Genomic DNA, 26,948 nt, shown 5'->3' on the forward strand with positions numbered 1-26,948 from the left:
CCTGACGTCCGCTCAGGCCCGACGTTGCGGTCCGTGCCTGAATCCGCCGGGTCTGACGTGCGGTCCCTGACTGAACGTTTGCTCAGGTCAGGGCCGGTGCCGGGAGGCCGAGCAGGCCACGCATCGACTGCGCGGCGCGGACGGCGGCGTCGGCGCAGCAGTTGTTGAAGAGGACGTGGACCTCTTCCGCCTGCTCGGCCATCGCGCGGATGCGGGACGTCCACTCGGACAGTTCCCCGGGCGTGTAGGAGTGGCGGAACCTCTCCTCCTTGGTGCCCGTGCCCCAGGCGGTGCTGCGGCCGTGGAAGCGCACCACCGCGAGGCGCGGTGAGGTGACCTGCGCGACCGGGGGTACGGAGGTGGGAAGCGTCTGCACCATGTCGACGGCCACGGCGGCGGTGTCCAACTCCGTCAGCAGCGCGGTCGTCGCGGCGATGTGCTCGGCACGCCACCAGCCGGGGTGCCGGAATTCCACGGCCACCGGCCACCCGGCGGCGCGCTCGCGGCACTCGCGCAGGAAGGCCGCCGCCGACCTCCCCGGTGCGAGCTGCCGCGGGAACTGGAAGAGCAGACTTCCCAGGCGGCCTGCCTGGCGCAGCGGTTCGAGGGCCCCGCTGAACCGGTCCCATACGTCGTCGAGCAGACCGGGATCGGTTCCGGCCGGGCCGCGTCGCCGGGCGAGGGCCGGTCGCAGGTCGGCGGGCAGCGCGTTTGGCTGCGTCGGGTGCCCGGTCAGCAGTGAGAAGGCCTTCACATCGAAGTGGAAGCCCACGGGGGTGCGCTCGGCCCACAGCAGGCTGTTGCGCGTGCTGGGCAGGCCGTAGTAGGTGGCGTCCACCTCCACCACCGGGAATTGCGAGGCGTAGTGCCGCAACCTGCCCTCCGCGTCGCGATGGCCCGCCGGATACCACCCGCTGGCGACCAGCGCCTTGTCCGTCCACGAGCATGTGCCGACCCGGATCTCTGCCATTACGCCCGCCTTCCCCCGCGTGGCGGTGCCAACGCCCGCGTCCTTCACGGCAGTACGGGCGGCGGCGTTCCGTTCGCGCCGGCTCAGGACGTCGGCGGCGGGAACAGGGACGGGGTGGCGAAGGCGACGGCACGTCGGGACGTCGCGCCCGGCTCCGCGGGTGGCGGCGACGCGGGTGCCGGCGACGCGTGAGGCGATATCCGGGCGAGCCGGGGTAGCCGTCCGGTGCACAGCAGTTCGATGCCCGGACCACCGAGGAGAAGCATGTTCGCACTCACGTCCCGTCGGCTGCGCGGCACCGCGCGCCGGGTCTTCGGCTGGGAACACCTGCGTCCGGCTCAACTCACTGCGATGAAAGCGGTGATGAAGCGCCGCGACGTGATCGCCGTGATGCCGACCGGGGCGGGGAAGTCCGCGATCTACCAGGTGCCGGCGGCGCTGCTCGGCGGGCCCGTCGTGGTGGTCTCGCCGCTGATCGCCCTCCAGCGCGACCAGATGCAGAGCCTGCTCGGATCCGGCGCCCTGCGCGCAGCCGCGGTCAACTCGGCGCAGCGCCGCAGCGACAACGAGAACGCCTGGGACCGGATCAGCGCCTCCTCGGTCGACGTGGTCTTCCTCGCTCCCGAGCAACTGGCCAAGGGCGATGTGCTCGACCGGCTCGCCGCCGTGCAGCCCCGGCTGCTCGTGGTGGACGAAGCGCACTGCGTGTCGTCCTGGGGACACGACTTCCGCCCGGACTATCTGCGGCTGCGCCACGCCCGCGAACGGCTGGGCAATCCGCCGGTGCTGGCGCTGACCGCGAACGCGGCGGCCCCGGTGCGACGCGACATCGCCGAACGCCTCGGCATGAACGACCTGGTGGAGATCGTGGCCGGCTTCGACCGGCCGAACATCCGGCTGGAGGTGTCGGCCTTCCAGGATGAGGCGGCCAAGGACCGCTTCGTGGTGGAGCGGGCGGCCGTGGAGGAGAAGCCGGGGATCGTGTACGCGGCGACGCGCCGGGCCGCCGACGCCTGCGCCCGGGAGCTGTCAGAACTCGGTCTTGCGGCGGCGAGTTACCACGCCGGCCGGACGGCCGGCGACCGCGGCGACGTACAGGACCGCTTCCTGGCCGGGGAGTTGGACGTCGTCGTGGCGACCTCGGCCTTCGGGATGGGCATCGACAAGGCGAACGTGCGGTTCGTGCTGCACGCGTCGGTGCCCGGCTCACTTGACGCGTACTACCAGGAGATCGGCCGGGCGGGCCGCGACGGGGCGCCCGCCAGGGCGATCCTGGCGTACCGGCAGAAGGACCTGGGCCTCCAGCGCTTCTTCGCCTCCGGGGCGCCGGACGCGGACTCGCTGCGCCGGGTCGCCGAGCGGCTGCGGGAGGAGGGGGGCGCGATGGGTGCGACGAAGCTGCGCGCGGAGTGCGACCTGAGCGCGACCCGGCTGTCGGCCGTCCTGAACCTGCTGGAGGAGGCGGGAGCGGTACGCACCGGGCGCGAGGGCAGCCGCTGGACCGGCGCGGCCGGCTCCGACGACGACGCCGTGCAGGACGCGCTGGCCGTCGATGCCACGCACCGCAAGCTGGAGCAGTCCCGGGTCGAGATGATGCGCGGCTACGCCGAGACCGTCGACTGCCGGCGCCGCTTCCTGCTCGGCTACTTCGGCGAGACCGTGTCCGCGCCCTGCGGGGCGTGCGACATCTGCACCAGCAGGACGCCCGGCGGGCCGGCCGGCGCTCTCGACGGCCCGGGCGTGCGCGACCGGGCCGCCGACCGCGCGGCGGCGCCCGCGGCCCCGCCCGCCTCCACGCGCGGGCGCGGCTTCCGGCGCGGCGGCGCTTCCGCCCCCGCCAAGGGGCACGCCTCCACCGGCTCGGGACGCCCCGCGCACCCCGGTACAGCCGACCACCCCTACCAGCCCGGTGTCCGGGTGCGCCACGAACAGTGGGGCGAGGGCGAGGTGATGAGCGAGGGCGACGGCAAGCTGACCGTGCTGTTCACCTCCGTCGGCTACCGCACCCTGTCGCTGGCCGTCGTGACGGACAAGCACCTGCTCGCCGCCCTGCCCGATCCCACCCGCTGAGACCGCTGGTACGCATGACGCTCGACCGCCGTCGCCGGCCGCGCGACCCTCGCCCGGCCCGTCACCCGCTGTCGCGGTCCGACCGGCCGTCTGCGGCGAGGGCGTCCATGCGGCGGGCGGCGACCTCGCGGTCGGTGGCGGCGGCGACGAAGACCGGGACGTCGGCCGGACCGACCAGCGCGCGCACCGCGGCAACGGTGGCGGCGGGCAGCGCCACCTGCACCGGGGCTTCCGGCGGCCCGGCCGGTGCGGCGGGCGGTGCGGGCTGTGCGGGCGCCGGCGGGCCGGAGCCGGCGGCGGGCGGGACCGCGTCGCCGAGGTGGCGGCGTACGTGCTCGGTGGCCCGCAGCCGCATCGCCCTGGCCAGCTCCGCGTCCACGGTCTGCTGGGCCAGCGGCCGCAACCGGCGGACCAGCGCGGCGGCCTCGGCCGCCTCCGTGTCGTTCGGCGGGCTCTGGAGGAAGCGCTGGAAGACGTACTCGGTGGTGAATTCGAGGAAGCGCTCAGAGATGTGCTCCACCTGCCCCCGCAACTCGCGCAGATGGCCGGTGATCGCGCCCAGCGGCACACCCGCGGCGTGCAACTCCACCGCGACGGCCAGCTCGCTGGGGCTGGGCACCGCGAATTCGTCGTCCCTGCCCGCCACCGGCTCCAGCACGCCGAGTTGCAGGGCGTCCTCCACCGCCGACAGGTCGGCCTCCCCACCGAAAGCGGCTATCAGCTCCTGGAGTCCGATCCGCACCGGCTGCTCGTCCGACCACGGCCGGTCCACCTCGCCCACAAGGCCGAGCACCCCGCCGAGCCCGGTGCCGGCGTCCCACGCGGCCAGCAACTCCTTGATGCTGGCCAGGGTGTAGCCGCGCTCCAGCAGGTCGGCGATCTGCCGCAGCCGGTCCAGATGCGTGCCGTCGTACACATTGGCCCGGCCATGCCGCTCCGGCTTCGGCAGCAGCCCGCGGTCGGTGTACGCGCGGATGGTGCGGACCGTGGTCCCGCTGAGCCGGGACAGGTCCTCGATCCGGTACGCGCCCTGCCCGGCGTCGGAGGCGGTGGTCACCTGGTCGCCCTCACTTGCTCGTACTCACGTGCTCGTACTCTCATCCCTCGGTCGTCATGAGGCCGCTGCCCGGCCGGCCGGCCCCGCCGCGGCCCGGGCCGCGGGGGAGAGGGCCAGATACTCCACCGCCCTGCGCAGCGAACCCTCCTGCGACGGATGGTACGACCGGCGCAGATAGCGGGGCATGGCGGAGTGCAGCGACGCCCAGGACGGCACCAGCCCGCGGCGGGCCGCTGCGCGGTGGTCCCTGAACCGGTATCTGCCGCCGGCCAGCTGCGGGTCGTGCCGCAGCAGATACCGGGCGCCGGCCGTCCACAGGTAGAACAGCGTCGGCCAGGCCAGCGCCATCCCCTCCACCCGGCGCAGATAGCGCACCGCACCGCTGCCGCCGGTGTGCTGGTACATGTCGAACGCCACCGACCGGTGCTCGACCTCCTCCGCGCCGTGCCAGCGCAGCAGGTCCAGCATGACCTCGTCGGTACCGGCGCCGTCCAGCGCCCCGGCGTCCAGTATCCAGTCGCCGAGCACCGCGGTGAAGTGCTCGATCGCGGCTATCAGCGACAGCCGGAAACGCAGCCACTCGCGCCGCGGTATCGGCGCCCCCCACGGCGGCTTCTCCCCCAGCAGGACGTCGAACATCCACTCCACGTGCCGGGTGTAGGCGCTGGTGTCGAGCTGCTGCTCGGCCAGGTGCTCCAGCACGTACGCGTGCTGCACACTGTGGGTGGCCTCCTGGCCCATGAAGCCCTTGACGTCCTTGAGCAGCTGCTCGTCGGTGACCAGCGGCAGCGCCTCCTTGAACACCTTGACGAACCACCGCTCGCCGGCCGGCAGCAGCAGATGCAGCACATTGATGACGTGCGTCGCGGTCGGCTCGTCCGGAATCCAGTGCAGAGGGGTCTGCTTCCAGTCGAACGTGACCCGGCGCGGCTTGATCGGGTGACTCACGGGCGTGGCCTCCTTACCTGTGGCTGAGGTGGGAACGTGCGGGGCCGGACACCGGCTACAGCGGGGGGTCGATCCGGGCGAAGGCCCGCAGTGTGCCGGGGGACAGCCGGGACAGCAGCCGGGCGCCGCGGGCCTCCGGGGTGACCGGGACGACGGCGGTGTCCCGCAGCACCGCCCTGACCACCGCCAGGGCGACCTTCTCCGGAGGGTAGTTGCGCAGCCGGTAGAGCCGGGCGCTCCTGGCACGGCGGCGCGCCTGCTCCTCGTCGCTGACCCCGGTGTGCCGGGCGCTGCCGGTGATCGGGGTGTTCACCAGGCCCGGGCATATCGCGCTCACCCCGATGCCGTGCGGCGCCAGTTCGGCACGCAGGCATTCGCTGAGCATCAGCACGGCGGCCTTCGACGTGCTGTACGCGGGCAGCGCGCGGGACGGCTGGAAGGCCGCCGCCGAGGCGGTGTTGACGATATGGCCGCCCTCGCCGCGCTCGACCAGCTGGCGTCCGTAGAGCCGGCAGCCGTGGATGACGCCCCACAAGTTGACGTCGAGCACCTGCTTCCAGTCCTCGGGTGTGGTGTCGAGGAAGGAGCCCGCCAGGCCGATGCCCGCGTTGTTGACCACGACGTCGGGCACGCCGTAGCGGTCGAAGGTGCGGGCGGCGAGCGCTTCCATCGCCGGGCCGTCGGACACGTCGACGGTCTCGGGCCAGGCCTCCGGCGCGCCGATCCCCAGCGCCAGTTCAGCGGTCTGTGCCGCACCGCTCGCGTCCCGGTCCACGGCCACCAGACGGGCACCCGCCTCGGCGAACGCGAGCGCGGTCGCCTTCCCGATCCCGCTCGCCGCCCCGGTGACCAGCACCAGCTGTCCGCCGAACCGCTCCCGGGCCGCCGGGAGCGCCTTGCCCAGCGCGGACGGCGGCAGCTTCCCCGACGTCGCCGCCCGCAGCGCACCCGCACCCGCACCCGCACCCGCACCCGCACCCGCCACTGTCCCGGCGACCGTCCCGGTCAGCCCGGCCGTGGCGGACCCGGCCGCCGGACCACCGCCCGCCCCGCCGCTGTCCTCCACCCCGGTGACGAAGCCGGTGATCCAGCGGGCCAGTTGCTGCGGCCGGGAGCGCGGCACCCAGTGCTTGGCCGGCAGGGTGTGCCGGGTCAGCCGCGGCACCCAGTGGTCCAGGTCGTCGTAGAGCCGCTCCGAGAGGAAGGCGTCCCCGGTCGGGGTGATCAGCTGCACGGGCACGTGCGCGTACGGGTCGGTCCGCGGCCGGCCGAGCCGCTGCCGCACATTGTCGCGGTAGAGCCAGGCGCCGTGTGCGGCGTCCTGGGGCAGCGAGGCGGTCGGATAGCCGTCGGAGGACAGCTTCTCGGCCCGGGCCAGCAGCTTGGGCCACTGCCTGCCGAGCACACCGCGCCACGCCATTTCGGGCAGCACGGGGGTGTGCAGCGCGTACACGTACCAGGACTTGGCGCCCTGGCCGAGCACCTGTGCGGCCCGGCGCGGGGTGGGGCGGCGCACCCGTCGTCTGATCCAGTGGCCGAAGTGGTCCAGGCACGGCCCGGAGATCGAGGTGAACGACGCCAGCCGGCCCGTCGTGCCCGGCACGGTGGCGAATTCCCAGCCCTGCACCGAGCCCCAGTCGTGGCCGACCAGGTGGACCGGCCGGTCCGGGCTCACCGCGTCGGCGACCGCGAGGAAGTCCTCGGTCAGCTTCTCCAGAGCGAAGCCGCCTCTGAGCGGCTCCGGGACGCCGGAGCGTCCGTGTCCGCGCACGTCGTAGAGGACGACATGGAAGCGGTCGGCGAGCAGCGCGGCGACGCCCGACCACACCTCTTTGCTGTCCGGATAGCCGTGCAGCAGCAGCACTGTCGGCAGCGCCGCGTCACCGTACTCGGCCACGCACAGCCGGACCCCGTCCGCGCCGGTCACGAACCGCTCGGCCACCCGGTCCGTCCCGCTCGCCACGCTCGACCTGTCCATCCCGCCCACCCGCCCTTCGCCGGCACTCACCACAAGCTGGCACCACCGCCCAAAGCTGACATCAATCACTGTGACATCAGCTGATGGCACGGTCAAGACCCGGTCACCGGCCTGTGGAAAACCCCGTGTCCCCACCGCGCTGCGGCCAGCGGCGGCAGCTTCCCCTACGGGTGGCCGGCCGCGCACCGCCGAAGGGGAGCGGGCTGTCCGACCTGCGGTCGCTGCGACCCCTACGGGTGGTCAGCCCCCAGGACTACCCGCATCCGGCACTCCGGACGGACGCCATGGCGTGTTCCGGACCACTACGGTTCGGCGTGTGACTGTGATCGCTACCGAAAGCCTGAGCAAGCGGTACCCGAGGGTGACCGCTCTTGACCGGCTGTCCGTGGACGTCATCCCCGGTGTGACCGGGCTGGTGGGCGCCAACGGGGCCGGAAAGTCGACCCTGATCAAGATCCTGCTGGGGCTGTCCCCGGCGACCGAGGGTCGTGCCGCCGTGCTCGGACTCGACGTGGCCACCGAGGGCGCGCAGATCCGCAGCCTGGTCGGCTACATGCCCGAGCACGACTGCCTGCCGCCCGACGTGTCGGCGACCGAATTCGTCGTGCACATGGCCAGGATGTCCGGACTGCCGCCCACCGCCGCGCGCGAGCGCACCGCGGACACCCTGCGGCACGTCGGACTCTACGAAGAGCGGTACCGCCCGATGGGCGGTTATTCGACCGGTATGAAACAACGGGTCAAGCTCGCCCAGGCCCTGGTCCACGACCCCAAGCTGGTGCTGCTCGACGAACCGACCAACGGCCTCGACCCCGCAGGGCGGGACGAGATGCTGGGCCTGATCCGCCGGGTGCACACCGACTTCGGCATCTCGGTGCTGGTCACCTCCCACCTGCTCGGCGAACTGGAGCGCACCAGCGACCACATCGTCGTCATCGACGGCGGCAGGCTGCTGCGGGCGTCCTCCACCAGCGACTTCACCCAGGCCACCGCGTCCCTCGCGGTCGAGGTCACGGACCGTGAGAGCGAGCTGCTCGGCCTGCTGACCGGCGCCGGACTCACCGCGCAGGCCAACGGGCATCTCCTGCTGGTCGACATCGCGGACGACGAGACGTACGACACCGTGCGCGACGCCGTCGCCGGCCTCGGCGTCGGCCTGGTGCGGATGGAGCAGCGCAGGCACCGGATCGCCGAGCTGTTCATCGACGACGACACCACCCACAGCGGGGAAGACGCCCCGAGCAAGGAAGGAGACGGCCGTGACGCAGCCTGACGTTGCCGCCCCCGGCAGCCCGGCCGGCCCCGCCGCGGGCGCCCGCGCCGGTTCACCGCCCGATGTCATCCACAACATCGGCTACCGCAACTACACCGGCCCCCGCCTCGGCCGCGGCTACGCCCGGCTGGCCCTGTTCTCGCAGAGCCTGCGCGGCGCCTACGGACTCGGCCGCAGCGCCAAATCCAAGGTGCTGCCGATGATCCTGCTCGCCGCGATGTGCGCGCCCGCGCTGATCATGGTCGCGGTGGCGATCTTCGCCGACCGCAGCGACCTGCCGCTCGCCTACACCCGCTACGCGGTCGTCCTGCAGGCGATCATCACCCTCTTCGTCGCCGCCCAGGCGCCCCAGTCGGTCAGCCGCGACCTGCGCTTCAAGACCACCCCGCTGTACTTCTCCCGCCCGATCGAGCGCGTCGACTATGTGGCGGCCAAATACGCGGCTCTCACCGTCGCGGTCTTCCTGCTGACCGCCGTACCGCTCCTCATCCTCTACGTCGGCGCGCTGCTGGCGAAGCTGAGCTTCGCGCACCAGACCGCCGGGTTTGCGAAGGGCCTGGTGTCCGTACTCCTTCTGTCCCTGCTCTTCGCCGGGATAGGCCTGGTCATCGCGGCGATCACACCGCGCCGCGGCTTCGGGGTGGCGGCGGTCATCGCGCTGTTCGTGATCAGCTACGCGGCCGTGTCCGTCATCCAGGCGGTGGCCGCCGACCAGGAGAAATACCACGTCATCGGCTGGCTGGGGCTCTTCTCGCCGATCACCTTGATCGACGGTTTCCAGACCTGGTTCCTCGGCGCGAAGTCCGCCTTCCCGCACGGGTCGGGCCCTGCGAACGCCGGGATCGGCGTCCTCTACCTGCTGGTGCTGCTGGCCATCATCTCGGGCACCTTCGGCCTCCTGATGAACCGCTACCGGAAGGTGGGCCTGTCGTGACCACGATCAGCATCGACAACGTCTCGCGCTGGTACGGCAATGTGGTGGCGGTCAACGACATCAGCATGACGATCGGCCCCGGAGTGACCGGCCTGCTCGGCCCCAACGGCGCAGGCAAGTCCACCCTCATCAACATGATGGCCGGCTTCCTCGCGCCCTCCAACGGCAGCGTCACCCTGGACGGCGCCGTCATCTGGCGCAATGAGCAGGCCTACCGCGAGATCGGCATCGTGCCCGAGCGCGAAGCGATGTACGACTTCCTGACCGCACGGGAATTCGTCGTCGCCAACGCCGAGCTGCACGGCCTGCCCGATCCTGAGGCCGCGGCCCAGCGGGCACTGGCCACCGTCGAGATGGAATACGCGCAGGACCGGCGGATCGAGACGTACAGCAAGGGCATGCGGCAGCGCGCGAAGATGGCCTCCGCGCTGGCCCACGAGCCGTCCGTGCTGCTGCTCGACGAGCCCTTCAACGGCATGGACCCGCGGCAGCGGCTGCAGCTGATGGACCTGCTGCGCCGGATGGGCGCGGCGGGCCGCACGGTGCTGTTCTCCTCGCACATCCTGGAGGAGGTCGAACAGCTCGCCCACCACATCGAGGTCGTGGTGGCCGGTCGGCACGCCGCCTCGGGCGACTTCCGCAAGATCCGCCGCCTGATGACGGACCGCCCGCACCGCTATCTCGTACGGTCCAGCGACGACCGGCAGCTCGCGTCCGCGCTGATCGCGCACGCGTCCACCGCCGCGATCGAGCTGGACCTGCGGGAGGACGCCCTGCGCATCCAGGCGGTCGACTTCGCCGGCTTCACCGAATTCCTGCCCCGGATCGCCCGCGACCACGGCATCCGGCTCTTCACGGTCTCGCCGTCCGACGAGTCCCTGGAGAGCGTCTTCTCCTACCTGGTCACGGCGTAAGGAGCCGCGCGACATGTCCGTCACCACCGCCCCGGCCGGCCGCGGCGCCGTCAAGCCGCAGGCCACGGGACCCAGGTTCTACCATCCGACCGTTGCCCGGCTCACCTACCGGGCACTGCTCGGCCGCCGCCGTGCCCTGCTGCTCTTCGCCCTCCCGCTGCTCCTGCTGATCATCGTCAGCGCGGTCCGGCTGCTGGCCGGCCCCGACGACTCCACCGCGGCCGACGTGCTGCAGGGGTTCGGGCTCAGCGCGATGGTGCCGCTGGTCGGCGTCATCGCCGGCACCGGCGCGATCGGCCCGGAGATCGACGACGGGGCGATCGTCTACCTGCTGGCCAAGCCGATCAGACGCGGCACGATCATCTCCACCAAACTGCTGGTCGCGATCGGCGTCACCATGGCCTTCTCCGCGATCCCGACCCTGCTGGCCGGCTACATCCTCAACAGCAACGGCCAGAATGTCGCCGTCGCCTTCGCCATAGGCGCCGCCGTCGCATCGATCGCCTATGCCGCGATCTTCCTGCTGCTCGGTGTGCTCACCCGGCACGCCGTGGTCGTCAGCCTGGTCTACGCGCTGGTCTGGGAGGGCGTGATCGGCAATGTGGTGCCGGGAGCGCGCACCCTGAGCGTCCAGCAGTGGGGGATGGCGGTGGCGCAGAAGCTGGCCCACGGCGACGTGGTCAGCTCCGACGTCGGCCTGACCGCGAGCGTCGTGCTGCTGGTCGTGGCCACGGCCGCGGCCGCCTGGTTCGCCGGCCGCAAACTGCGCAGCCTCAAGCTCGCCGGGGAGGAGTGACATGTGCGGCGGTGGTGTGCGGGGCCGCTGACACGGTCGGCGGGCAGCGCACAGCACAGGGGTGAAGACTGGGGGCAATGGCCCAGCAGACGACGCAGGCGGCGCGGACCGTACCCCTTCGGATCCGCGTCGCGGCGCACCGGCTCCGCCGCGTCAGCCCGCGTGACGCGTGGCGTTTCGCCGCGCAATGGGTGCGGTCGTCACCCGGCACCCATACATGGCTGGCGATACTGGCGGTCACCAGCGCCATCACGGCGCTCATGCCGCCGCACGCCCGCTCGTATCTGCTGCACAGCATCAGCACCAACCTGGTCGAGCTGCACCATCACCCGATCCGCGTACTGATCGGCAGCGCCTTCTGGATCGAGACACCGTCCGGCTTCGCCTTCTACGCCGTGCTGTTCGAGGTGGTGCACGCCCCCGCGGAGCGCTGGCTCGGCACCTGGCGCTGGCTGTTCACCGCGGCCACCGCGCATATCGGCGCGACACTGCTCAGCCAGAAGGCGGTCTTCTTCGGCATACAGGACGACCGGCTGCCGCACGCCCTGGCGCACTCCGTGGACATCGGGGTGAGCTATGGGCTGGCCGGGATCGTCGGGGTGCTCGCCTACCGGGTGCCCCGGCCGTGGCGCTGGGCGTATCTGGCGGCGGTCCTCGGCTTCTTCGCCGTCCCGGTGATCAACGACGGCACCTACACCGATCTCGGCCACCTGACCGCGGTGCTGATCGGACTGTGCTGCTACGCGGTCACCCCGGTCACCGCGCCCCGTGGCGATGGGCCGCGGGAGTGAGTCAGAACGGGCCGAAGAGCCGGTCGAGGACCAGCGCGATGCCGTCCTCGTCGTTGGACGCGGTGACCTCGTCGGCGACCTGCTTCAGCTCGGGGTGGGCGTTGGCCATGGCCACGCCGTAACCGGCCCAGGCGAGCATCGGGATGTCGTTGGGCATGTCGCCGAAGGCGATGGTCTCGGCGGCCGGCACCCCGAGCCGCCGGGCGGCCAGCGACAGGCCGGTCGCCTTGCTGAGGCCCAGCGGCAGCAGCTCCACGATGCCGGCCCCCGCCATGGTGGCGCCGACCAGGTCGCCGGCCACGTCGCCGGCCGCCAGGGTCAGTTCGTCGTCGGTCAGCTCCGGGTGCTGTATGTAGAGCTTGTTGATCGGCTCGGCCCACAGCTCGTCGGCGCCGCCGATGTGGATGACCGGCAGCTCGGGGTTGTAGACGTACCCCGGGCCGATCAGCACATCGCCGCTGAGCCCGTCCCGGCTGGCGGCCACCGCCAGCGGCCCGACCTCGGCCTCGATCTTGGCCAGTGCCAGGGCGGCGAGCTGCCGGTCCAGCGTGACCGAGGTCAGCAGCCGCCCGGCCGCCGCGTCGTAGACCTGGGCGCCCTGCCCGCAGACGGCCAGGCCCGTATAGCCCAGGTCGTCCAGCACGTGGCGGGTCCACGGCACAGAGCGGCCGGTGACGACGATGTGCGCGGCCCCCTTCGCGGCGACCGCGGCGAGCACGTCACGGGAGCCCTGGGAGACGGTGGCGTCGCTGCGCAGCAGCGTGCCGTCCAGATCGGTGGCGACCAGCCGGTAGGGCAGCGTGTGCGGCTGCCGCGGCGGGTCCGCCACCGCTCCGGCGCCGCTCACTTGGCGGCGGCGGAGAAGGCGGCCGTGGCGGAGGCGACCGGTTCCAGGACCTCACGGCCGCCCAGATACGGCCGCAGCACGTCGGGTACGCGCACCGAGCCGTCGGGCTGCTGGTGATTCTCCAGCAGCGCCACAATCGTCCGGGTGACCGCGCACAGCGTGCCGTTGAGGGTGGCGAGCGGCCGGGTGCCGTCGCTGTCCCGCAGCCGCACTCCGAGCCGCCTGGCCTGGAATTCCAGGGTGTTCGAGGTCGATGTCAGCTCGCGGTATTTGCCCTGCGTCGGGATCCACGCCTCGCAGTCGAATTTGCGCGACGCCGACGAGCCCAGGTCGCCCGAGGCCAGCTCGATCACCTGGAAGGGCAGCTCGAGCGAGGTCAGCCATTGCTTCTCCCAGGCCAGCAGCCGCTGGTGCTCGGCCTCCGCCTCCTCGGGAGTGGTGAACACGAACATCTCGACCTTGTCGAACTGGTGCACCCGGAAGATGCCGCGGGTGTCCTTGCCGTACGAGCCCGCCTCGCGCCGGTAGCACGACGAGAACCCGGCGTAGCGCAGCGGCAGCCGGGCCGCGTCGATGATCTCGTCCATGTGGTAGGCGGCCAGCGGGACCTCGGAGGTGCCGACCAGGTAGAGGTCGTCCTTGTCGAGGTGGTAGACGTCGTCCTCGACCTGGCCCAGATAGCCGGTGCCCGCCATGGCCGCGGGCTTGACCAGATTCGGGGTCAGCATCGGGGTGAAGCCGGCTGCGGTGGCCTGCGAGATCGCCGCGTTGACCAGGGCCAGCTCCAGCAGTGCGCCGACGCCGGTGAGGTAGTAGAAGCGCGAGCCCGACACCTTGGCGCCGCGCTCGGTGTCGATGGCGCCGAGCATCTCGCCCAGCTCCAGGTGGTCGCGGGGAGTGAAGCCCTCGGCCGCGAAGTCGCGCGGGGCGCCGTGCTGCTCCAGGACGACGAAGTCCTCCTCGCCGCCGATCGGGGCGTCGGGGTGGACGATGTTGCCCAGTTCGAGCAGCAGCCGCTGGGCCTCGTCCGCCGCCTGGTGCTGCTCGGCGTCGGCGGCCTTGACCGCGGCCGACAGCTCGCCGGCCCGCCGCAGCAGTTCGGCCTTCTCGTCGCCCTGCGCCTTGGGGATCAGCTTGCCCAGCTGCTTCTGCTCCGAGCGCAGCTCGTCGAAGCGGGTCCCGGACGCCCTGCGCCGCTCGTCGGCGGAGAGCAGGGAGTCGACAAGTGCGACGTCCTCTCCACGGGCGCGCTGGGAGGCGCGCACACGGTCGGGGTCCTCACGAAGCAGGCGAAGGTCGATCACGGCTACAGGCTACCGGGGCGCGGGCATCGCACGCGACAACTTAAGGGCTTTATGCCCGATATGAGCGTTTCGCAACAAAAGCGGGAGAATACGCATAGGGGGCGGAAAAAGCGCTCGTCAACCCTATTGCGGACATCCCTCGTGCGGAGCATCGGGCTTGTGGAGAAACGGAGTTGATCACCGCTGCGAAAGCAAGTTATCCACAGGGGAGCCTGAGATCTCCACGACTTTTCCACAGGGTGTGGGGAAGATCTGTGGAGAAGGTACGGGGACATTCCGGGGGCTCGGTGTTCGGCCATGGATTCCCCGTCAAAACCCGTTCCACACTCACTTTCGAGTGAGAAATACTCCCTCGGACGAGTGGACCGGATGAATTGGGATGACGAGGTGTGCCCTGCGTCACTCTGTGACGTCCTGGTGCCTGTGTGCAAGTTTGTCGACTATGTCGGCTTCATCTGTCGACTTGTCCCCAGTTACCCACAGGCTGCGCGACCCGCCTGTGGATAACTTGTCAGTAACTGTGCACAACGTGCGGAGCGGAGTCAGCCGCGCCCGTCGAGCGCCCGGTTCAGCCAGTCCGCGGCCTCGGTGAATTCCGCGTCCCCCGTGCCGCGGGCCACCGTCCCCGCCACCTCGTCGGCGCGCGGGTAGGAACCGAGGAAGCGTACGTTCAGGCAGCGCCGCCGCAGGCCCATCAGCGCCTCGCCGACCCGCCGGTCGGTCAGATGGCCCTCGGCGTCCACCGAGAAGCAGTACTGGCCCAGGCCCCGGCCGGTCGGCCGGGACTCGATCCGCATCAGGTTCACCCCGCGGATCGCGAACTCCTGCAGCAGTTCGAGCAGCGCACCGGGGTGGTCGTCGCGCAGCCAGAAGACCGCCGAGGTCTTGTCGGCCCCGGTCGGCGCCGCAAGGCGCGCGGGGCGGCCGACCAGGACGAAACGCGTCGTCGCGTTCTGCGCGTCATGGATCTCGGCGGCCAGCGCTTCGAGGCCGTACGTCGGCGCGGCGAATTCCCCCGCGAAGGCGCCGTCGAAGCGGCCCTCCTGCACCAGCCGGGCGCCGTCCGCGTTGGACGCCGCCGACTCCCACACCGCGTCGGGCAGGTGCTCGGCCAGCCACTGCCGCACCTGGGCCTGGGCCGCGGGGTGCCCGGTGACGGTCTTCACCGACGCCAGGTCCGTCCCCGGGCGTACCAGCAGGGCGAAGGCGATCGGCAGCAGCACCTCGCGGTAGATCATCAGCGGCCCGCCGAACGCCAGCTCGTCCAGGGTGGCGGTGATGCCGCCCTCCACCGAATTCTCGATCGGCACCAGCGCCCCGCCCGCCTCGCCGCTGCGCACCGCGTCCAGCGCCGCCGGCACCGACACCGTCGGCACCAGCTCACGGGTGGCGGCCTCCGGCAGCGAGCGCAGCGCGGCCTCCGTGAAGGTGCCCTCGGGGCCCAGATAGGTGTAGCGGCTCGCTGACGTCATGCAATCAGCCTAACGGCCCGCACACCCCGCGCCGTACGGGTCGCGGCGCCGCCGCCGGCCGCGCACTCAGCCCTCCAGCAGGCGCTGCCCCACGTACTCCCCCGGTCCCGCGCCGCCCGGCACCGCGAACAGCCCGCTCGACTCGTGCCGCAGGAAGCGCGACAAGCCGTCGCCGCCGTCGAGCTTGCGCTGCACCGGCACGAAGCCCTTCACCGGGTCGGCCTGCCACGCCACGAAGAGCAGCCCGGCGTCCGGGACACCGTCGGCGCCGATGCCGTCGTGATAGGAGAAGGCCCGCCGCAGCATGGCCGCGCCGCCGTTGGACGCCGCTGCGGCGACCCGGATGTGCGCGTCGCCGGCGATGGCGAGCGAACCGTCGGCGTTGACCTTCCGCAGGTCGGCCGGGGTGAATTCGGTGCCGCCCGACAGCGGCGCCCCGTCGGATTTGCGCCGCCCGATCACCTTCTCCTGGCGCGCCGTCGACAGGTGGTCCCAGTCGTCGAGCAGCATCCGGATCCGCCGCACCACCGCGTAGGACCCGCCCGCCATCCACGCGGGCGACCCCTTCGCCGGGACGAAGACCCGCTGCTCGAAGTCCGCCTCCGACGGCTTCGGATTGTTGGTGCCGTCGATCTGCCCCATCAGATTGCGGCCGGTCATCGGGCGGGCGGTCGCCCCCGGCGTGCGGTTGAAGCCGTTCATCTGCCAGCGCACCGCCGCCGTGCCCCTGGCCGCCTTCTGCAGCACCCGCAGCGCGTGGAAGGCGACCAGCGCGTCGTCCGCGCCGATCTGCACCCACAGGTCGCCGTTGCTGCGCCCGGGGTCGAGACGGTCGCCGGCGAAGTCCGGCAGCGGCGCCAGTGCCTCCGGGAGGGCGCCGCCGAGCCCGGTGCGCCCGAAGAAGCTGCGGCCGAAACCGAAGGTGACGGTCAGCGAGGCGGGACCGGCGTCGTACGCCACCTGGTCGTCGTACGCGGCGGGGGCCGACGGACGGTCCGCCCCTGTCATCGTGCGCACCGCGTCCGACCAGCGCCGCAGCAGAGCGGCGGCGGCCCTGCGGTCGGCGCCCGGCACCAGGTCGAAGGCCGCCAGGTGGCCGCGGGCCTGCGCGGGCTGCACGATGCCCGCCTGCCGGACGCCTTCGAAGGGGATGTGCGCCGAGCCGACCGTGGCCAGCGCGGTCGGCTCGCTGTCCACCGCCGCCGCAACGCCCGCCCCTGCCGCGCCGCCGGCGATCAGCCCGGCCGCACCCGCGGCGCCCGCGCTGCCGAGCAGCCGCCGCCGGCTGATCGGCGCGGACCTCTCCCGCGCCGAGGCGGCGCTTTTGTCCGCGGTGCCCTTCTCGGCGCCGCCCTTTCCCACGGCGTCGTCCATTGCCGCGTCGCCCACCGGGTCGTCCATTGCCGCGCCGCCGCCGCGGCGGCCCGTCCTGATCCTGCCTGCCTTGGTCATGCCTGCTCGCTCACGATGTGATCTGTACGTTCCTTGTCACGGTCACCTCGTCGATGTCGGAGGTGCGGACGGTCAGCGCGACCTGCCAGCTGCCCGCGAGCGGCAGCCGCACGGTGGACGCGATCCAGTGTCCGGCGCTGAAGGGGGTCACCTTCACAGCCAGCGGGCCGAGGTGCTGCGCGGGAAGGGTGAAGGCGAGCCGGACCTCCGGCGCCTTGACCGCCAGTCCTGCGGGGTCGGTCAGCTCCAGGTGCACGACCGCGGTGGTGCCGGCCCGCGCCGGCGACAGGACCAGGTCCGCGGTGCCCTTGCCGCCCGGGCCGCCGGTGTCGAAGGGGATACGCAGGTCGGCGTCCTGCGACGCGCCGGGTGCCGGGGCGGTCGCGCCGGGGGCCGCGGGCGCGGGGGCGACCGCCTTCTGCTCCTCCGCGGCCCGGCCCGGCTGGCTGCCGGTGAGCAGCGTCGTGACGGTCAGCAGCACCACGGCGATCCCGACCTCGGCCAGGACCGAGCGGCGCAGCGCCACCCTGGCCGGGTCGGAGTCGCGGACCTTCCTGTCCCGGGCGGCCGTGCGGGCGGCCTGCTGCCTGCGCAGCTGCGCCATACGCCGCGGATCGTCCGCGCCGGTATCCGTACCCGCCCCTGGGGACGAGGCGGGCCCGGTGCCCGCGGAGGACTCGGTGTCCTCGGCGGAGTCCGCGGCGGCCTTGTCCTTGACGTCGCCCTGCACCGACGTGTCGGTGCCGCCGGCGGTCGCCCTGACCGTCTCACGGGGCGCCTGACGGGCCGTCTGCCGACCGACCTTCCCGGTCGTGGCTGTGGCGGCTGCCACCGCCCCCGTCGCCTCGCCGATGGACCGCGTCCAGCGGCGCGAGAACCAGGCGACACACACCAGCGCGCCCACCAGCCCGATCTTGATCAGCAGCAGCCGCCCGTAGGAGGTGTCGGTGAAGGCGCGCCAGGTACCGATCTGCCGCCACGCCTGGTACGTGCCGGTGCCGACCAGCGTGGTGACCGCGGTCAGACCGATGGTGGAGAAGCGGCTAACGGCTGAGCGTTCGACCGTGCCGGCCGTGGACGGCGCGCTCAGCGCGGTCAGCAGCGTGATCAGTCCGCCGAGCCAGACCGCCATGGACAGCAGATGGATCACGTCGACCGGCATCGCCACCTTGCGCTGGATTCCGACCGAGGCGTGCTCGGCCATCGCCCAGGTGGCGGCGATGCCGACCGCGACGACACTGCCGCCGATACCGAGGCCCCACGCCAGGTCGGCGCGCTCCTCCGGGTCCTCGCGTTTGGCGTAGCTGCCGAAGAGCACGGCGAGGAAGACCGCGGCGGCGGCCAGCAGCAGCAGCCGGGAGACCAGGGCGGCGCCCGGCCGGGTCTCCAACTGGGCGCGCATCACGCTCAGGTCGAAGGCGTCGCCGAGCCCGCTGCCGTTGACGTACGGGCCGCGCAGCATGATCAGTGCGATGGTGGCCGCGACCAGGGTGGCCCAGCCGCCCGCCACCAGGCGCTGCAGCGGCCGCAGCAGGGCGCCGCGGGGCCAGCACACGGTCAGGAAGACGCAGCCGCCCACCAGCAGCGCGAAACCGCCGTAGGCGAAGTAGCGGGCGACACCGTAGAGCGTGCCCGCCGAGCCGCCGCCGAGCGAGGCCTGCTCCGACAGGTCGACGGTGGTCTTCGAGGCCGCGCCGACCGAGAAGGTGAAGGCGCCCGCGACCGGGTGGCTGTCCTGCGAGACCGCCTTCCAGGCGACGGTGTACGTGCCGTTGCCGAGCCCGGTGCGCAGCGCGACCGTCGCGGTGGACCCGGAGTCCTTGCCCGTGGCGTGGCCGGGCGAGCCCGTGGCCACGTTGGTGCCGGCCGGGTCGAGCACCCGCAGCGAGTCGGCGGACAGCAGCACACCCTCGGAGAAGGTGAGCACCACCTGCTGCGGCGCGGTCCGCACCACGGACCCGTCCGCCGGGTCGGTACGGATCAGCGCCGCGTGCGCGGACGCGGGCGTGGCCGCGGCCAGCAGCACCGCGAACAGCGCGCAGCAGGCGGCCACGACCGCGGCCAGCCTGCGCAGCGGGCCGCGGTCGCCGCCGGCTCCCGGGCGATCCCCGGACGTCGGCGCGGACACGGCCGCGGACCCCGGCACGTACAACCTTCTGTTCATCCTTCGCTCAGCCCCTCGGGTGATACGTCGTCGGCCGCACGGGCACGGTGAGCGCGACCGTGGCGGGCGTGGCGTGGGTGAAGTGGAGCATCAGGGTGATCCGCTCGCCCACCGAGGGCATGTGGGTGAGTGTTTCCAGCATCATGTGGGCGCCGCCGGTGCCGAGGACGAGCCGCCCGCCCGCGGGCACAGTCAGCGACGTCACCTGGCGCATGGTGGTGCCGGTCGTCGTGTGCAGGGTGACGTGCGCGGCCAGCGGCGTGGTCACCGACGTCAATTGTGCGTCCGTACCTCCGCTGTTGGACACCGTCACGTATGCGGCGGCTTCATCTGCCAGCAAAGGCCTCGGTATGTATCCGCCGCTCACCGTCAGCCTGGCCGGACCTCCGGAGCCGCTGTGCCCGGCGAGACCGGCCGCGGCGCCGCTCGCCGCGGCCACTGCCACGGCTCCGCCCAGTGCGCCGAGGAGCGCGCGCCGCCTTTTCACGGCGCCTCACTCCTGATGATCTTCGGCAGGTCGTGGGCGAACTCCTCGGCCGTGGTCCCGGACATGTACAGCACATGCCCCTTGTCGTCCTTGGGCCAGAACGCCAGCACCTCGGCGCCGTGGGTGACGGTGATGCTGCCGTCCTTCTCCTTGACCGGCGCCTCGATGCCGACACCGACCGACCGGGCCGCGGCCTGGATGGGGGTGAAGTCGCCGGTCAGTCCGATGAAGCTCTTGTCCATCGCGCCGAGCCATTCGGTCAGCCGGGCCGGGGTGTCGCGCTGCGGGTCGGAGGTGACGAAGACGACCCGCAGCTTGTCCTGGTCGGCCTGCGGCAGCCTGGCCTTGGCGAGTGCCAGGTCGCTCATGGTGGTCGGGCAGACGTCGGGGCAGTGGGTGTAGCCGAAGAAGAGCAGGGTGGGCCGGCCCGCGGTCTGCTTGACCAGGTCGAACGGCTTGCCGTGGTTGTCGGTGAGCCGCAGCTGCGGCTTGGCGAAGGGTGTGTCGAGCACCGTGCCCGGCTTGGTGTCGGCCCCGCTCACATCGGCCAGGCTGCCGGCGCCCTGCGCGGAGCCGGAGCCGCCGGACGAGCCCCCGCAGCCGGTCAGCAGGAGGGCGCAGGCGGCGGCGAGTGCGACGGCGCCGGTCTTGATGGTGGTACGCATGAAGGTGGTCCTCAAAGTGCGATGACGAGTGGGCCGGGCGGCCGCGGAGCGCGCTGTGCGGACCGCGGCTGCCCGGCGTGGTGACCGGTGCGGTCAGGCCGCGCCGCCGCTGCCCGAGCCGTCCTGCCCGGCCGTACGGCGCCGCCCGGCGAAGACTCCGAAGCCGACGCCTGCCGCGCCGACCACGATCCCGGCGACGCCCAGGGCGCGGGCGGTGCCGTCGCTGTCGCTGCCGCCGGAGGAGGCCTGCTCGGTGGCCTTGCCGTCGGAGGCGGGCGCCGGTGCGGGCGTACCCGTGGCAGTGGCGGTGCCCTCGGCCTCCGGCGCGGTCAGCGTCAGGGTCGGCGCGGGATTCTGCGGCTCGGCCTGCCCTGCCTGCGGGACTTCGATCCAGCGCACGATGTCGCCGTTGTCGTAGGTCTGCAGCGTCTTGAACGACAGCGACGCCGCGTCGGAGGGCAGCGGCCCGAAGGAGACCGGGAACTGCTGGAACTGCCCGGGCGCGATCTTCCCGCCGCTCCAGGTGATCTTCGAGACGGCCTGGTCGACCGTGCCGTCGTCGGTCTTCAGCGGGGTGGCCAGCTTCGACGTCGTCACCTGCGCCGTCCAACCGGGGACGGGCTGCAGCGAGACCGACGCGATCGGGTGGTCGGTCGGCAGGTTGACCTCGACCTTGACGGTGGACGCGCTGTCCTGCTCATTGGGCACCTTGAAGGCGACCGTGGTGTAGCCGCCCTTGGCGGCGGTGGCCGGCTGCACGGTGACATGGGCGAAGGCCGGCACGGCGGCCAGCAGGACGGTGGCGCCGGCGAGAGCGGCGACGGCGGCGGCGCGGGCGCGCAGGTGCGACATACGGAAACTGCTCATGGCTGGGGTTCTCCACGGTGAGTGGTGCGGACGGTGGCATGGTGCGGGCCGCGCCGCCTGCGCAAGGGTGCCGACCGGGACGCGCGTACGCGGTCATCCCCGCCGTCGCGATGTGCGACGGGATGTCCGTGCGGGTACGCGGGTGCGCCTTTGGTGCACTCCTGTGCGGGTCGCGGCCGGGCGGACCCGCGCGCCGTCGCCGGCTCACCCCCGGTGAAAGGGGGAGCGGACACCGCGTCAGGCCGCCAGTGCCACCGGTGGCGGGCCGCGCCTGGCCACGGAGTGCCGCAGCAGGACCGTGCGGCAGCCGGCGGCCGGGGCGTCACCCGTACGCCGTATGCCGTGCGGTCGGGAGCAGGAGATTCCGGCGGCGAGCGCGGACAGCAGCACATGGGCGCGGCGCAGGACCGCGGGGCTGAGCGCGGCCAGCCCGGCGGCGCCGCGTACCGACAGCCGGACCAGCCGCCACAGCGCGGCCTCGCCGCGCCGCAGCAGCCAGCCCGCCACCAGGGCGGCGAACAGGTGGCCGAGCAGCATCGGCAGCGAGCACAGCGGCAGGGTCGCCATGACCGGGTGCGTACCGCCGCTGCCACCGGCCTGTGACGCCATGCCGGGCATGTCCGGCATGGAATGCGGGCCGTTCGGGTCGATGCCCGCGTTGATGACGATCTGCCGGGCGCTCCGCGGGGTGAGCCGCTGCCCGTGGCTGTCGCACACCAGCCGGGCGGCGATCGACAACAGACCGCCGGTTTTGTCACTCGAAGGAGTGAGTGACTGCGTGGCGCACATCTGGCCCGCGCCGAAGACCGTGTGCAGGGCGAGCTGCCCCGCCGCGAGGGCCGCCGCGATGCCCGGCAGCGTCCGCTCCCGGCCCGCCAGCGGCGCCACGACGGCGAAGACCGCCAGCCACCCGAGCACCAGCGACCACATCGGCACCGCGGTGCCCGAGGCCAGTGTGTGCCCGGCCGCAGCCAGCACGACGCAGACCGCGGTGAACACCGCGGCCCGTAGCAGTCGCATGCCGGCGCCTGCGCGCACAGCGGTGGCGGGGGAAGCCATGACGGCGGTCATCCTCTCACCGCGGGCACCGGCCGGGAACACGGGGTGCAGGCTCGCGGTGGTGTTTCCGGTCTGTTTCCCTACACCCGTACGCCCGGCGCACGCATCGGCCGAATGAGCGGCATCACGTCAACGCCACGCTTACGGAGTGCTCTTCGCGGCAATACGTAACCGTATGTCGAGCCGCAGCCAGGAGGCTGGAGCATGAGCATCTGGTGGTCCCTCCATTTGCGGCGCGAGGCTGCGAGCGTGCCGCTCGCCCGGAGACTTCTGCTGGGGACCATGGAGTCCGCCGGGGTCGACCCCGACACCTCCTTCGACCTCTGCGTGGCACTGTCCGAGGCGTGCGCGAACGCCGTGGAACACGCCGGATCTGCGACCGGCTACTGCGTCACCGCCCTGATCGACGGTGACTGCTGCCGGATCGAGGTCGCCGACTCCGGGCCGGGTTCGTCCCGCGACCGCGTATCCGAGTCCGACCGCACACCCGAAGCCGACCGCAAGCCCGACTGGGTCCTGCACCCGGCCCGGCCGCTGACCCACCGGGGGCAGTATGCCGAGCACGGGCGCGGACTCTTCCTGATCGAAGCGCTGGTGGACCATGTGCGCTTCCACGACCGGCCGGGGCACGGCACGGTCGTGTCCTTCGACAAGGTGCTCAAGTGGCGCGACGGGGCGCTGCTCAAGGCGTCCTGACGCCGGACAGCACGCCGGACAACTGGACGGCCCGACCTCCGACGGCGCCTGCCGTCCACCCGCCCCGACGAGGACACCCTCGGCCGCCCCGGCGCAAGGAGCCCGGCCGCCCGACTCCCGGTGCCCGGCCGACGACCGGGTGCCAGGGACCCCTGCGGATTACCCCCGCAGTTCCGCCATCCACGCCTCGACCTCGTCCGCGCCGCGCGGCAGCGCCGCCGACAGATTGCGGTTGCCGTCCGGCGTCACCAGGATGTCGTCCTCGATCCGGACCCCGATGCCGCGGTATTGCGCCGGCACGGTCAGGTCGTCGGCCTGGAAGTACAGCCCGGGCTCGACGGTGAGCACCATGCCGGGCTCCAGGGTGCAGTCCACATACGCCTCGGTCCGGGCGTGCGCGCAGTCGTGGACGTCGAGGCCGAGCATGTGCCCGGTGCCGTGCAGTGTCCAGCGGCGCTGCAGGCCGAGCTCCAGCACCCGCTCTACGGGCCCGTCGAGCAGGCCCCACTCGACCAGCCGCTCGGCCAGCACCTGCTGCGCGGCCTCGTGGAAGTCGCGATAGGCGGCGCCTGGCTTGACCGCCTCGATGCCCGCCTGCTGCGCGGCGTGCACGGCGTCGTAGACCTGCCGCTGGATCGGTGTGAACCGCCCGCTGACCGGCAGCGTACGGGTGACGTCCGCGGTGTAGAGGGTGCGCGTCTCCACGCCCGCGTCGAGCAGCAGCAGGTCGCCGGACCTGACCGGGCCGTCGTTGCGCACCCAGTGCAGGGTGGTGGCGTGCGGGCCCGACGCGCAGATCGAGCCGTAGCCGACGTCATTGCCCTCGACCCGGGCGCGCAGGAAGAACGTGCCCTCGATGTAGCGCTCGGACGTGGCCTCCGCCTTGTCCAGTACCTTGACGACGTCCTCGAAGCCGCGTGCGGTCGACGCGCAGGCCTGCTCCAGCTCGGCGATCTCGAAGTCGTCCTTGACCGCCCGCAGCTCGGAAAGGAAGGCGGTCAGCTCCGCGTCCCGCTCGGCCGTCACCTTGTCGGTGAGCGCGGCCTCGACGCCCGCGTCGTGGCCGCGTACGACCCGGACCGGGCCGGTGGCCTCGCGCAGGTCCGCCGCGGCCTTGCGCACGTCGCGGCAGGGCAGCCCGAGCAGCTGCTCGGCCTCGGCCAGGCTGTGTCGGCGGCCGACCCACAGCTCGCCCTGGCCGTCCAGCCAGAATTCACCGTTCTCGCGGTCCGAGCGCGGCAGAAGATACGCCGTCGCCTGGTGCCCGCCGTCCGCCAGCGGCTCCAGCACCAGGACCGCGTCCTGCGTCTGGTCGCCGGTGAGGTGGACGTATTCGGTGCCGGCCCGGAAGGGGTATTCGGTGTCATTGGACCGCGTCCGCAGATTTCCCGCGGGGACGACGATCCGCTCACCGGGGAAGCGCGCCGAGACCGCGGCACGGCGGACCGCGGTGTGGCCGGCCTGCGCTATGGGGGCCAGCCCGCGCAATTCGGTGTCGGCCCAGCCGGACTTCATGGAAGCGGCCAGCTCGTCGGACACCGCCGGGTAGAGGCCGTTCTTGCGCTGCTTGATCGGCTTGTCCTGGGCGGTGTCCTGCCCGCCCTTCGCGGCCTTCTGCTCCGCCTCGCTGCGCTCGTCCCCGGTCGCGCCCTGCTGCTGGTCGGCCTCCGCCACGTCCCTGCCTCCTCCACGATGAAACTTCCGTCCATCGTAGGCGGGCCCACTCTCAGTCGAAACGGGCCACCAGCAGCACCAGGTCCTCCACGCCCCCGGTCGTGTCCAGGCCGCCGGGCAGTACGGTGTGCAGCAGGTGGTCGGCCAGCAGCCCGGGGTCCTCGCGTACGTGCCCCGGAGCGCTCCGGGCGGACGCGTGCAGCAGAGCGAAGGCCCGGTCGGCGGACTCGCCCGTACGGTGCAGCAGCCCGTCGGTGTACAGCACCAGGCTCTCGCCGGCCCGTACGTGCACCTCGACGCTGGGCGCCTCCCAGCAGCCGAGCATGTTCAGCGGCGCAGACAGCGACGTCTCGACATATTCGCAGCGGTGGTCGCCGACCAGCAGCGGCGGACAGTGCCCGGCGCCCGCCAGCGTGACCCGGCGCCCGCCGGACGGCAGCGGCGCGCACGCGTGGCCGAACAGCGCGGTCGCGGAGCGGCCCGGCTCGGTCAGCCTGAGCAGCAGTTCGAGGTCGGAGAGCACCGCGACCGGGTCCTCGCCCTCCATCACCGCGTATGCCCGCAGGGACGCCCGCAGCCGCCCCATCGCGGCCACCGCGCCGGGACCCGCGCCGGTCACCCCGCCCACGGCCAGCCCGAGCGCTCCCTCGGGCAGCGGCAGGGCGTCGTACCAGTCGCCGCCGCCCAGCGGGCCGGTGCGGTGCCGTACGGCCATCCGCACGCCGGGCACGCGCGGCAGCCGGGCGGGCAGCATCTCGGCGACCAGTTCGGCGCTCGCGCGGCGCGCCCGGGCCAGCTCCAGGCCGCGGGCGATGTGCTCGGCGGCGAACCGCAGGTACAGACCTGCCAGCCGGCGCTGCCTGTCGGTGGGATCGGCGGCCTCGTCGTAGAACCAGACGGCACTGCCGAGCCGGCTGTGGCCGGCCGCGGAAGGGGCGCCGCCGTTTGTGGAGGAGTGGGGGAAACCTGTGGAAGGGACGTCCGGGCCTGTGGAGAGGCTGTCCAGGCCTGTGGCGGAGTCGGCGAAGACTGCGGACGAGCTGCCGCCCGTGTTTGCGGAGGAGGCGGCGCCGCTTGTGGAGAAGTCGCGGGCACGGGGTGAGAGTCCGGTGCCGTCCACGGCCAGCGCCAGTCCGTAGCCGGCTCCGAGGCCTAGTACTGCAACGGTCTTTGCCCTGATGGGTGGGCGGGTTCGGGTGGTGTGTGGCCTCGTCGTTTGTAGTGGCTGGTGCGGGCTTGGTGTTGTCGTCTTCTGCGCCAGGTCGACCAGTGGAGGATGTGTTCGACGGGTGCGGGCCGGCGGTGGTTGAGGCGGTGTATCAGGCGTCTGATCTCGGCGATGCTGTAGTGGATGAGCTGGGAGGATCCGTTTCTGCTTTCCCGGCGTCGGCGGTGTTCAGGGCGCGGGCGCGCAGGACGGTCAGGCAGGCGTGGGCTGCCATCGCGAGGGTGGTGTGGCGGTGCCAGCCGTCGTAGCGGCGGACCTGGTAGTCGTCCAGGCCGCACTCGCCCTTGGCCGTCTGGAAGCACTCCTCGACCGCCCAGCGACTGCCCGCGATGCGGATGAGCTGGTCAAGCGTGGTGTCGGCCGGGCAGTAGGCGATGTAGTAGGAGATCTCCTGCGGTCGGGCGACGCTGCGGCGGGCCAGAACGTAGTGGCGCCGGTCGGGCCGGTGCCAGGGGCGGACTCCGACGCGGGCCCAGTCGTAGACGCGCGGGCCGTGGGCGCCGTCGCCGCAGGAGCGGCGCTTCCACTTCTGCCGGGGCAGGCCGGGGAACAGGTCGTGAACGGGATGGTCGAGCGCGTGGCGGGTGACGACGGTGTCGTGCCTCGTGGTGGCCATGACGTGGAAGACGTCCGCCTGCTCCAGTTCGAAGCGCCAGCCCTTGCTGTAGCCGTAGCCGGCGTCCGCGGTCACCCACCGGAACGGGATCCTGTCGCTGATCGCGCGGCGGACCATCTCCTTGGCCATGGCGACCTTGGTGGCGAAGCCGACCTCATCGTTGATGCCGGCTCTTCGGCACCGCTGCCGGTCGTCGGTCCAGGAGGTGGGCAGATACAGCCGGCGGTCGATCAACGTCCGGCCGAGCGGAGCTGCGTAGGCGAGGAAGACCCCGACCTGGCAGTTCTCGGTTCGGCCCGCAGTGCCGGAGTACTGCCGCTGCACCCCCGCCGACCGGACGCCCTTCTTCAGGAACCCGGTGTCGTCCACGATCAGCACCGCACCAGGATCACCGAGGTTCTCCACGACGTAGTCACGCACGTCGGTAAGGACGTCGTCTGCGTCCCACTCGATCCGGTTCAGCAGCCGGTGGATCCGGTCCGGACCGGCATGCCCGGCCTCCTCCGCCAGTGTCCACCCGTTCTTCCGCTCCAACGGAGCTATCAGGCCCCGCATATACGCAAGCGCCGACTCCCGCGGCTCCGACCGGTTGAATCGGTGCACGAACCGCTCGTGCACCGCACTCAACTCACCATCCCACGACCTGATCCCAGCAAGAGCCCCACCCATGACAACTCCAACGACCG

General features: G+C 72.3%; 22 protein-coding genes and 1 pseudogene. 7 read left to right on the top strand and 16 right to left on the bottom strand.

Features of this window, described 5'->3' with window-relative positions:
• Positions 1–82: 82 nt before the first annotated feature.
• Positions 83–970 carry a DUF72 domain-containing protein gene (locus tag V7E46_RS09660; protein WP_333768029.1) on the bottom strand — a complete coding sequence of 296 codons (888 nt, stop codon included), beginning with the start codon at positions 968–970 and terminating at the stop codon, positions 83–85.
• Between the two features lie 264 nt (positions 971–1,234).
• On the opposite strand from V7E46_RS09660, the gene V7E46_RS09665 reads away from it, so the two are divergent.
• Positions 1,235–3,040, top strand: a complete 1,806-nt coding sequence (locus tag V7E46_RS09665) for a RecQ family ATP-dependent DNA helicase (protein ID WP_333768030.1) — start codon at positions 1,235–1,237, stop codon at positions 3,038–3,040.
• Positions 3,041–3,101: 61 nt separating this feature from the next.
• On the opposite strand, the gene V7E46_RS09670 is transcribed toward V7E46_RS09665, so the two are convergent.
• Genes V7E46_RS09670 through V7E46_RS09680 form a run of 3 tightly spaced genes read right to left on the bottom strand, consistent with a single transcriptional unit; the run spans position 3,102 to position 7,023 of the window.
• Complete coding sequence (locus V7E46_RS09670; protein WP_333768031.1) at positions 3,102–4,097, bottom strand: MerR family transcriptional regulator; 996 nt, start codon at positions 4,095–4,097, stop codon at positions 3,102–3,104.
• A gap of 54 nt (positions 4,098–4,151) precedes the next feature.
• Positions 4,152–5,045 (bottom strand): metal-dependent hydrolase, encoded by an 894-nt coding sequence (locus V7E46_RS09675; RefSeq protein ID WP_333768032.1) that lies wholly within the window; start codon positions 5,043–5,045, stop codon positions 4,152–4,154.
• 55 nt (positions 5,046–5,100) lie between these two features.
• The gene (locus V7E46_RS09680; RefSeq protein WP_333768033.1) at positions 5,101–7,023 is read right to left on the bottom strand and encodes an SDR family oxidoreductase; all 1,923 of its coding nucleotides are present in this window, start codon (positions 7,021–7,023) and stop codon (positions 5,101–5,103) included.
• A 289-nt stretch (positions 7,024–7,312) separates the two neighbouring features.
• Here V7E46_RS09680 and V7E46_RS09685 point away from each other — a divergent pair, with 289 nt between their 5' ends.
• From V7E46_RS09685 to V7E46_RS09705, 5 genes are all read left to right on the top strand, one after another.
• Positions 7,313–8,296 (top strand): ABC transporter ATP-binding protein, encoded by a 984-nt coding sequence (locus V7E46_RS09685; RefSeq protein ID WP_333768034.1) that lies wholly within the window; start codon positions 7,313–7,315, stop codon positions 8,294–8,296.
• Positions 8,283–9,230, top strand: a complete 948-nt coding sequence (locus tag V7E46_RS09690; protein WP_443054101.1) for an ABC transporter permease subunit — start codon at positions 8,283–8,285, stop codon at positions 9,228–9,230. Before V7E46_RS09685 ends, V7E46_RS09690 begins: the two co-directional genes overlap by 14 nt.
• Entirely contained in the window at positions 9,227–10,144 is a 918-nt protein-coding gene (locus tag V7E46_RS09695) for an ABC transporter ATP-binding protein (protein ID WP_333768035.1), read from the top strand. Before V7E46_RS09690 ends, V7E46_RS09695 begins: the two co-directional genes overlap by 4 nt.
• Positions 10,145–10,157: 13 nt before the next feature.
• On the top strand, positions 10,158–10,940 hold the full coding sequence (locus V7E46_RS09700; protein ID WP_333768036.1) for an ABC transporter permease: 783 nt from the start codon (positions 10,158–10,160) through the stop codon (positions 10,938–10,940).
• A gap of 77 nt (positions 10,941–11,017) precedes the next feature.
• Entirely contained in the window at positions 11,018–11,731 is a 714-nt protein-coding gene (locus V7E46_RS09705; RefSeq protein WP_333768037.1) for a rhomboid-like protein, read from the top strand.
• Between the two features lies 1 nt (position 11,732).
• Here V7E46_RS09705 and V7E46_RS09710 read toward each other — a convergent pair whose 3' ends face one another.
• The 9 genes from V7E46_RS09710 to V7E46_RS09750 form a co-directional block, all read right to left on the bottom strand.
• Positions 11,733–12,578 carry an HAD family hydrolase gene (locus V7E46_RS09710; protein ID WP_333768038.1) on the bottom strand — a complete coding sequence of 282 codons (846 nt, stop codon included), beginning with the start codon at positions 12,576–12,578 and terminating at the stop codon, positions 11,733–11,735.
• Positions 12,575–13,882 carry a serine--tRNA ligase gene (gene serS, locus V7E46_RS09715; RefSeq protein WP_329177070.1) on the bottom strand — a complete coding sequence of 436 codons (1,308 nt, stop codon included), beginning with the start codon at positions 13,880–13,882 and terminating at the stop codon, positions 12,575–12,577. Before serS ends, V7E46_RS09710 begins: the two co-directional genes overlap by 4 nt.
• A 542-nt stretch (positions 13,883–14,424) precedes the next feature.
• Positions 14,425–15,354: a prephenate dehydratase gene (pheA, locus tag V7E46_RS09720; protein ID WP_329177071.1), complete on the bottom strand. Its 930-nt coding sequence runs from the start codon at positions 15,352–15,354 to the stop codon at positions 14,425–14,427.
• Positions 15,355–15,420: 66 nt separating this feature from the next.
• On the bottom strand, positions 15,421–16,728 hold the full coding sequence (gene efeB / locus V7E46_RS09725; RefSeq protein WP_333768063.1) for an iron uptake transporter deferrochelatase/peroxidase subunit: 1,308 nt from the start codon (positions 16,726–16,728) through the stop codon (positions 15,421–15,423).
• Positions 16,729–16,816: 88 nt separating this feature from the next.
• The gene (locus V7E46_RS09730) at positions 16,817–18,970 is read right to left on the bottom strand and encodes a copper resistance CopC/CopD family protein (RefSeq protein ID WP_333768039.1); all 2,154 of its coding nucleotides are present in this window, start codon (positions 18,968–18,970) and stop codon (positions 16,817–16,819) included.
• A gap of 7 nt (positions 18,971–18,977) precedes the next feature.
• Positions 18,978–19,457 (bottom strand): copper chaperone PCu(A)C, encoded by a 480-nt coding sequence (locus tag V7E46_RS09735; RefSeq protein ID WP_333768040.1) that lies wholly within the window; start codon positions 19,455–19,457, stop codon positions 18,978–18,980.
• The gene (locus V7E46_RS09740) at positions 19,454–20,122 is read right to left on the bottom strand and encodes an SCO family protein (RefSeq protein ID WP_333768041.1); all 669 of its coding nucleotides are present in this window, start codon (positions 20,120–20,122) and stop codon (positions 19,454–19,456) included. The genes V7E46_RS09735 and V7E46_RS09740 overlap by 4 nt, the downstream gene beginning before the upstream one ends.
• A 93-nt stretch (positions 20,123–20,215) precedes the next feature.
• Positions 20,216–20,989, bottom strand: a complete 774-nt coding sequence (locus V7E46_RS09745) for a YcnI family copper-binding membrane protein (protein ID WP_333768042.1) — start codon at positions 20,987–20,989, stop codon at positions 20,216–20,218.
• A 237-nt stretch (positions 20,990–21,226) separates the two neighbouring features.
• Positions 21,227–22,009 carry a hypothetical protein gene (locus tag V7E46_RS09750; protein ID WP_333768043.1) on the bottom strand — a complete coding sequence of 261 codons (783 nt, stop codon included), beginning with the start codon at positions 22,007–22,009 and terminating at the stop codon, positions 21,227–21,229.
• A gap of 243 nt (positions 22,010–22,252) precedes the next feature.
• On the opposite strand from V7E46_RS09750, the gene V7E46_RS09755 reads away from it, so the two are divergent.
• Positions 22,253–22,744: an ATP-binding protein gene (locus V7E46_RS09755; protein ID WP_333768044.1), complete on the top strand. Its 492-nt coding sequence runs from the start codon at positions 22,253–22,255 to the stop codon at positions 22,742–22,744.
• 159 nt (positions 22,745–22,903) lie between these two features.
• On the opposite strand, the gene V7E46_RS09760 is transcribed toward V7E46_RS09755, so the two are convergent.
• The 3 genes and pseudogenes from V7E46_RS09760 to V7E46_RS09770 form a co-directional block, all read right to left on the bottom strand.
• Positions 22,904–24,316, bottom strand: a complete 1,413-nt coding sequence (locus tag V7E46_RS09760) for an aminopeptidase P family protein (protein WP_333768064.1) — start codon at positions 24,314–24,316, stop codon at positions 22,904–22,906.
• Positions 24,317–24,470: 154 nt separating this feature from the next.
• A pseudogene (locus V7E46_RS09765) lies at positions 24,471–25,346 on the bottom strand (PP2C family protein-serine/threonine phosphatase); the annotation flags it as partial.
• A gap of 391 nt (positions 25,347–25,737) precedes the next feature.
• Entirely contained in the window at positions 25,738–26,931 is a 1,194-nt protein-coding gene (locus V7E46_RS09770) for an IS701 family transposase (protein WP_333768045.1), read from the bottom strand.
• Positions 26,932–26,948 lie beyond the last annotated feature (17 nt).

Origin of the sequence: Streptomyces sp. IBSBF 2435, assembly GCF_036815005.1 — a bacterium.
GTDB lineage: Bacteria > Actinomycetota > Actinomycetes > Streptomycetales > Streptomycetaceae > Actinacidiphila.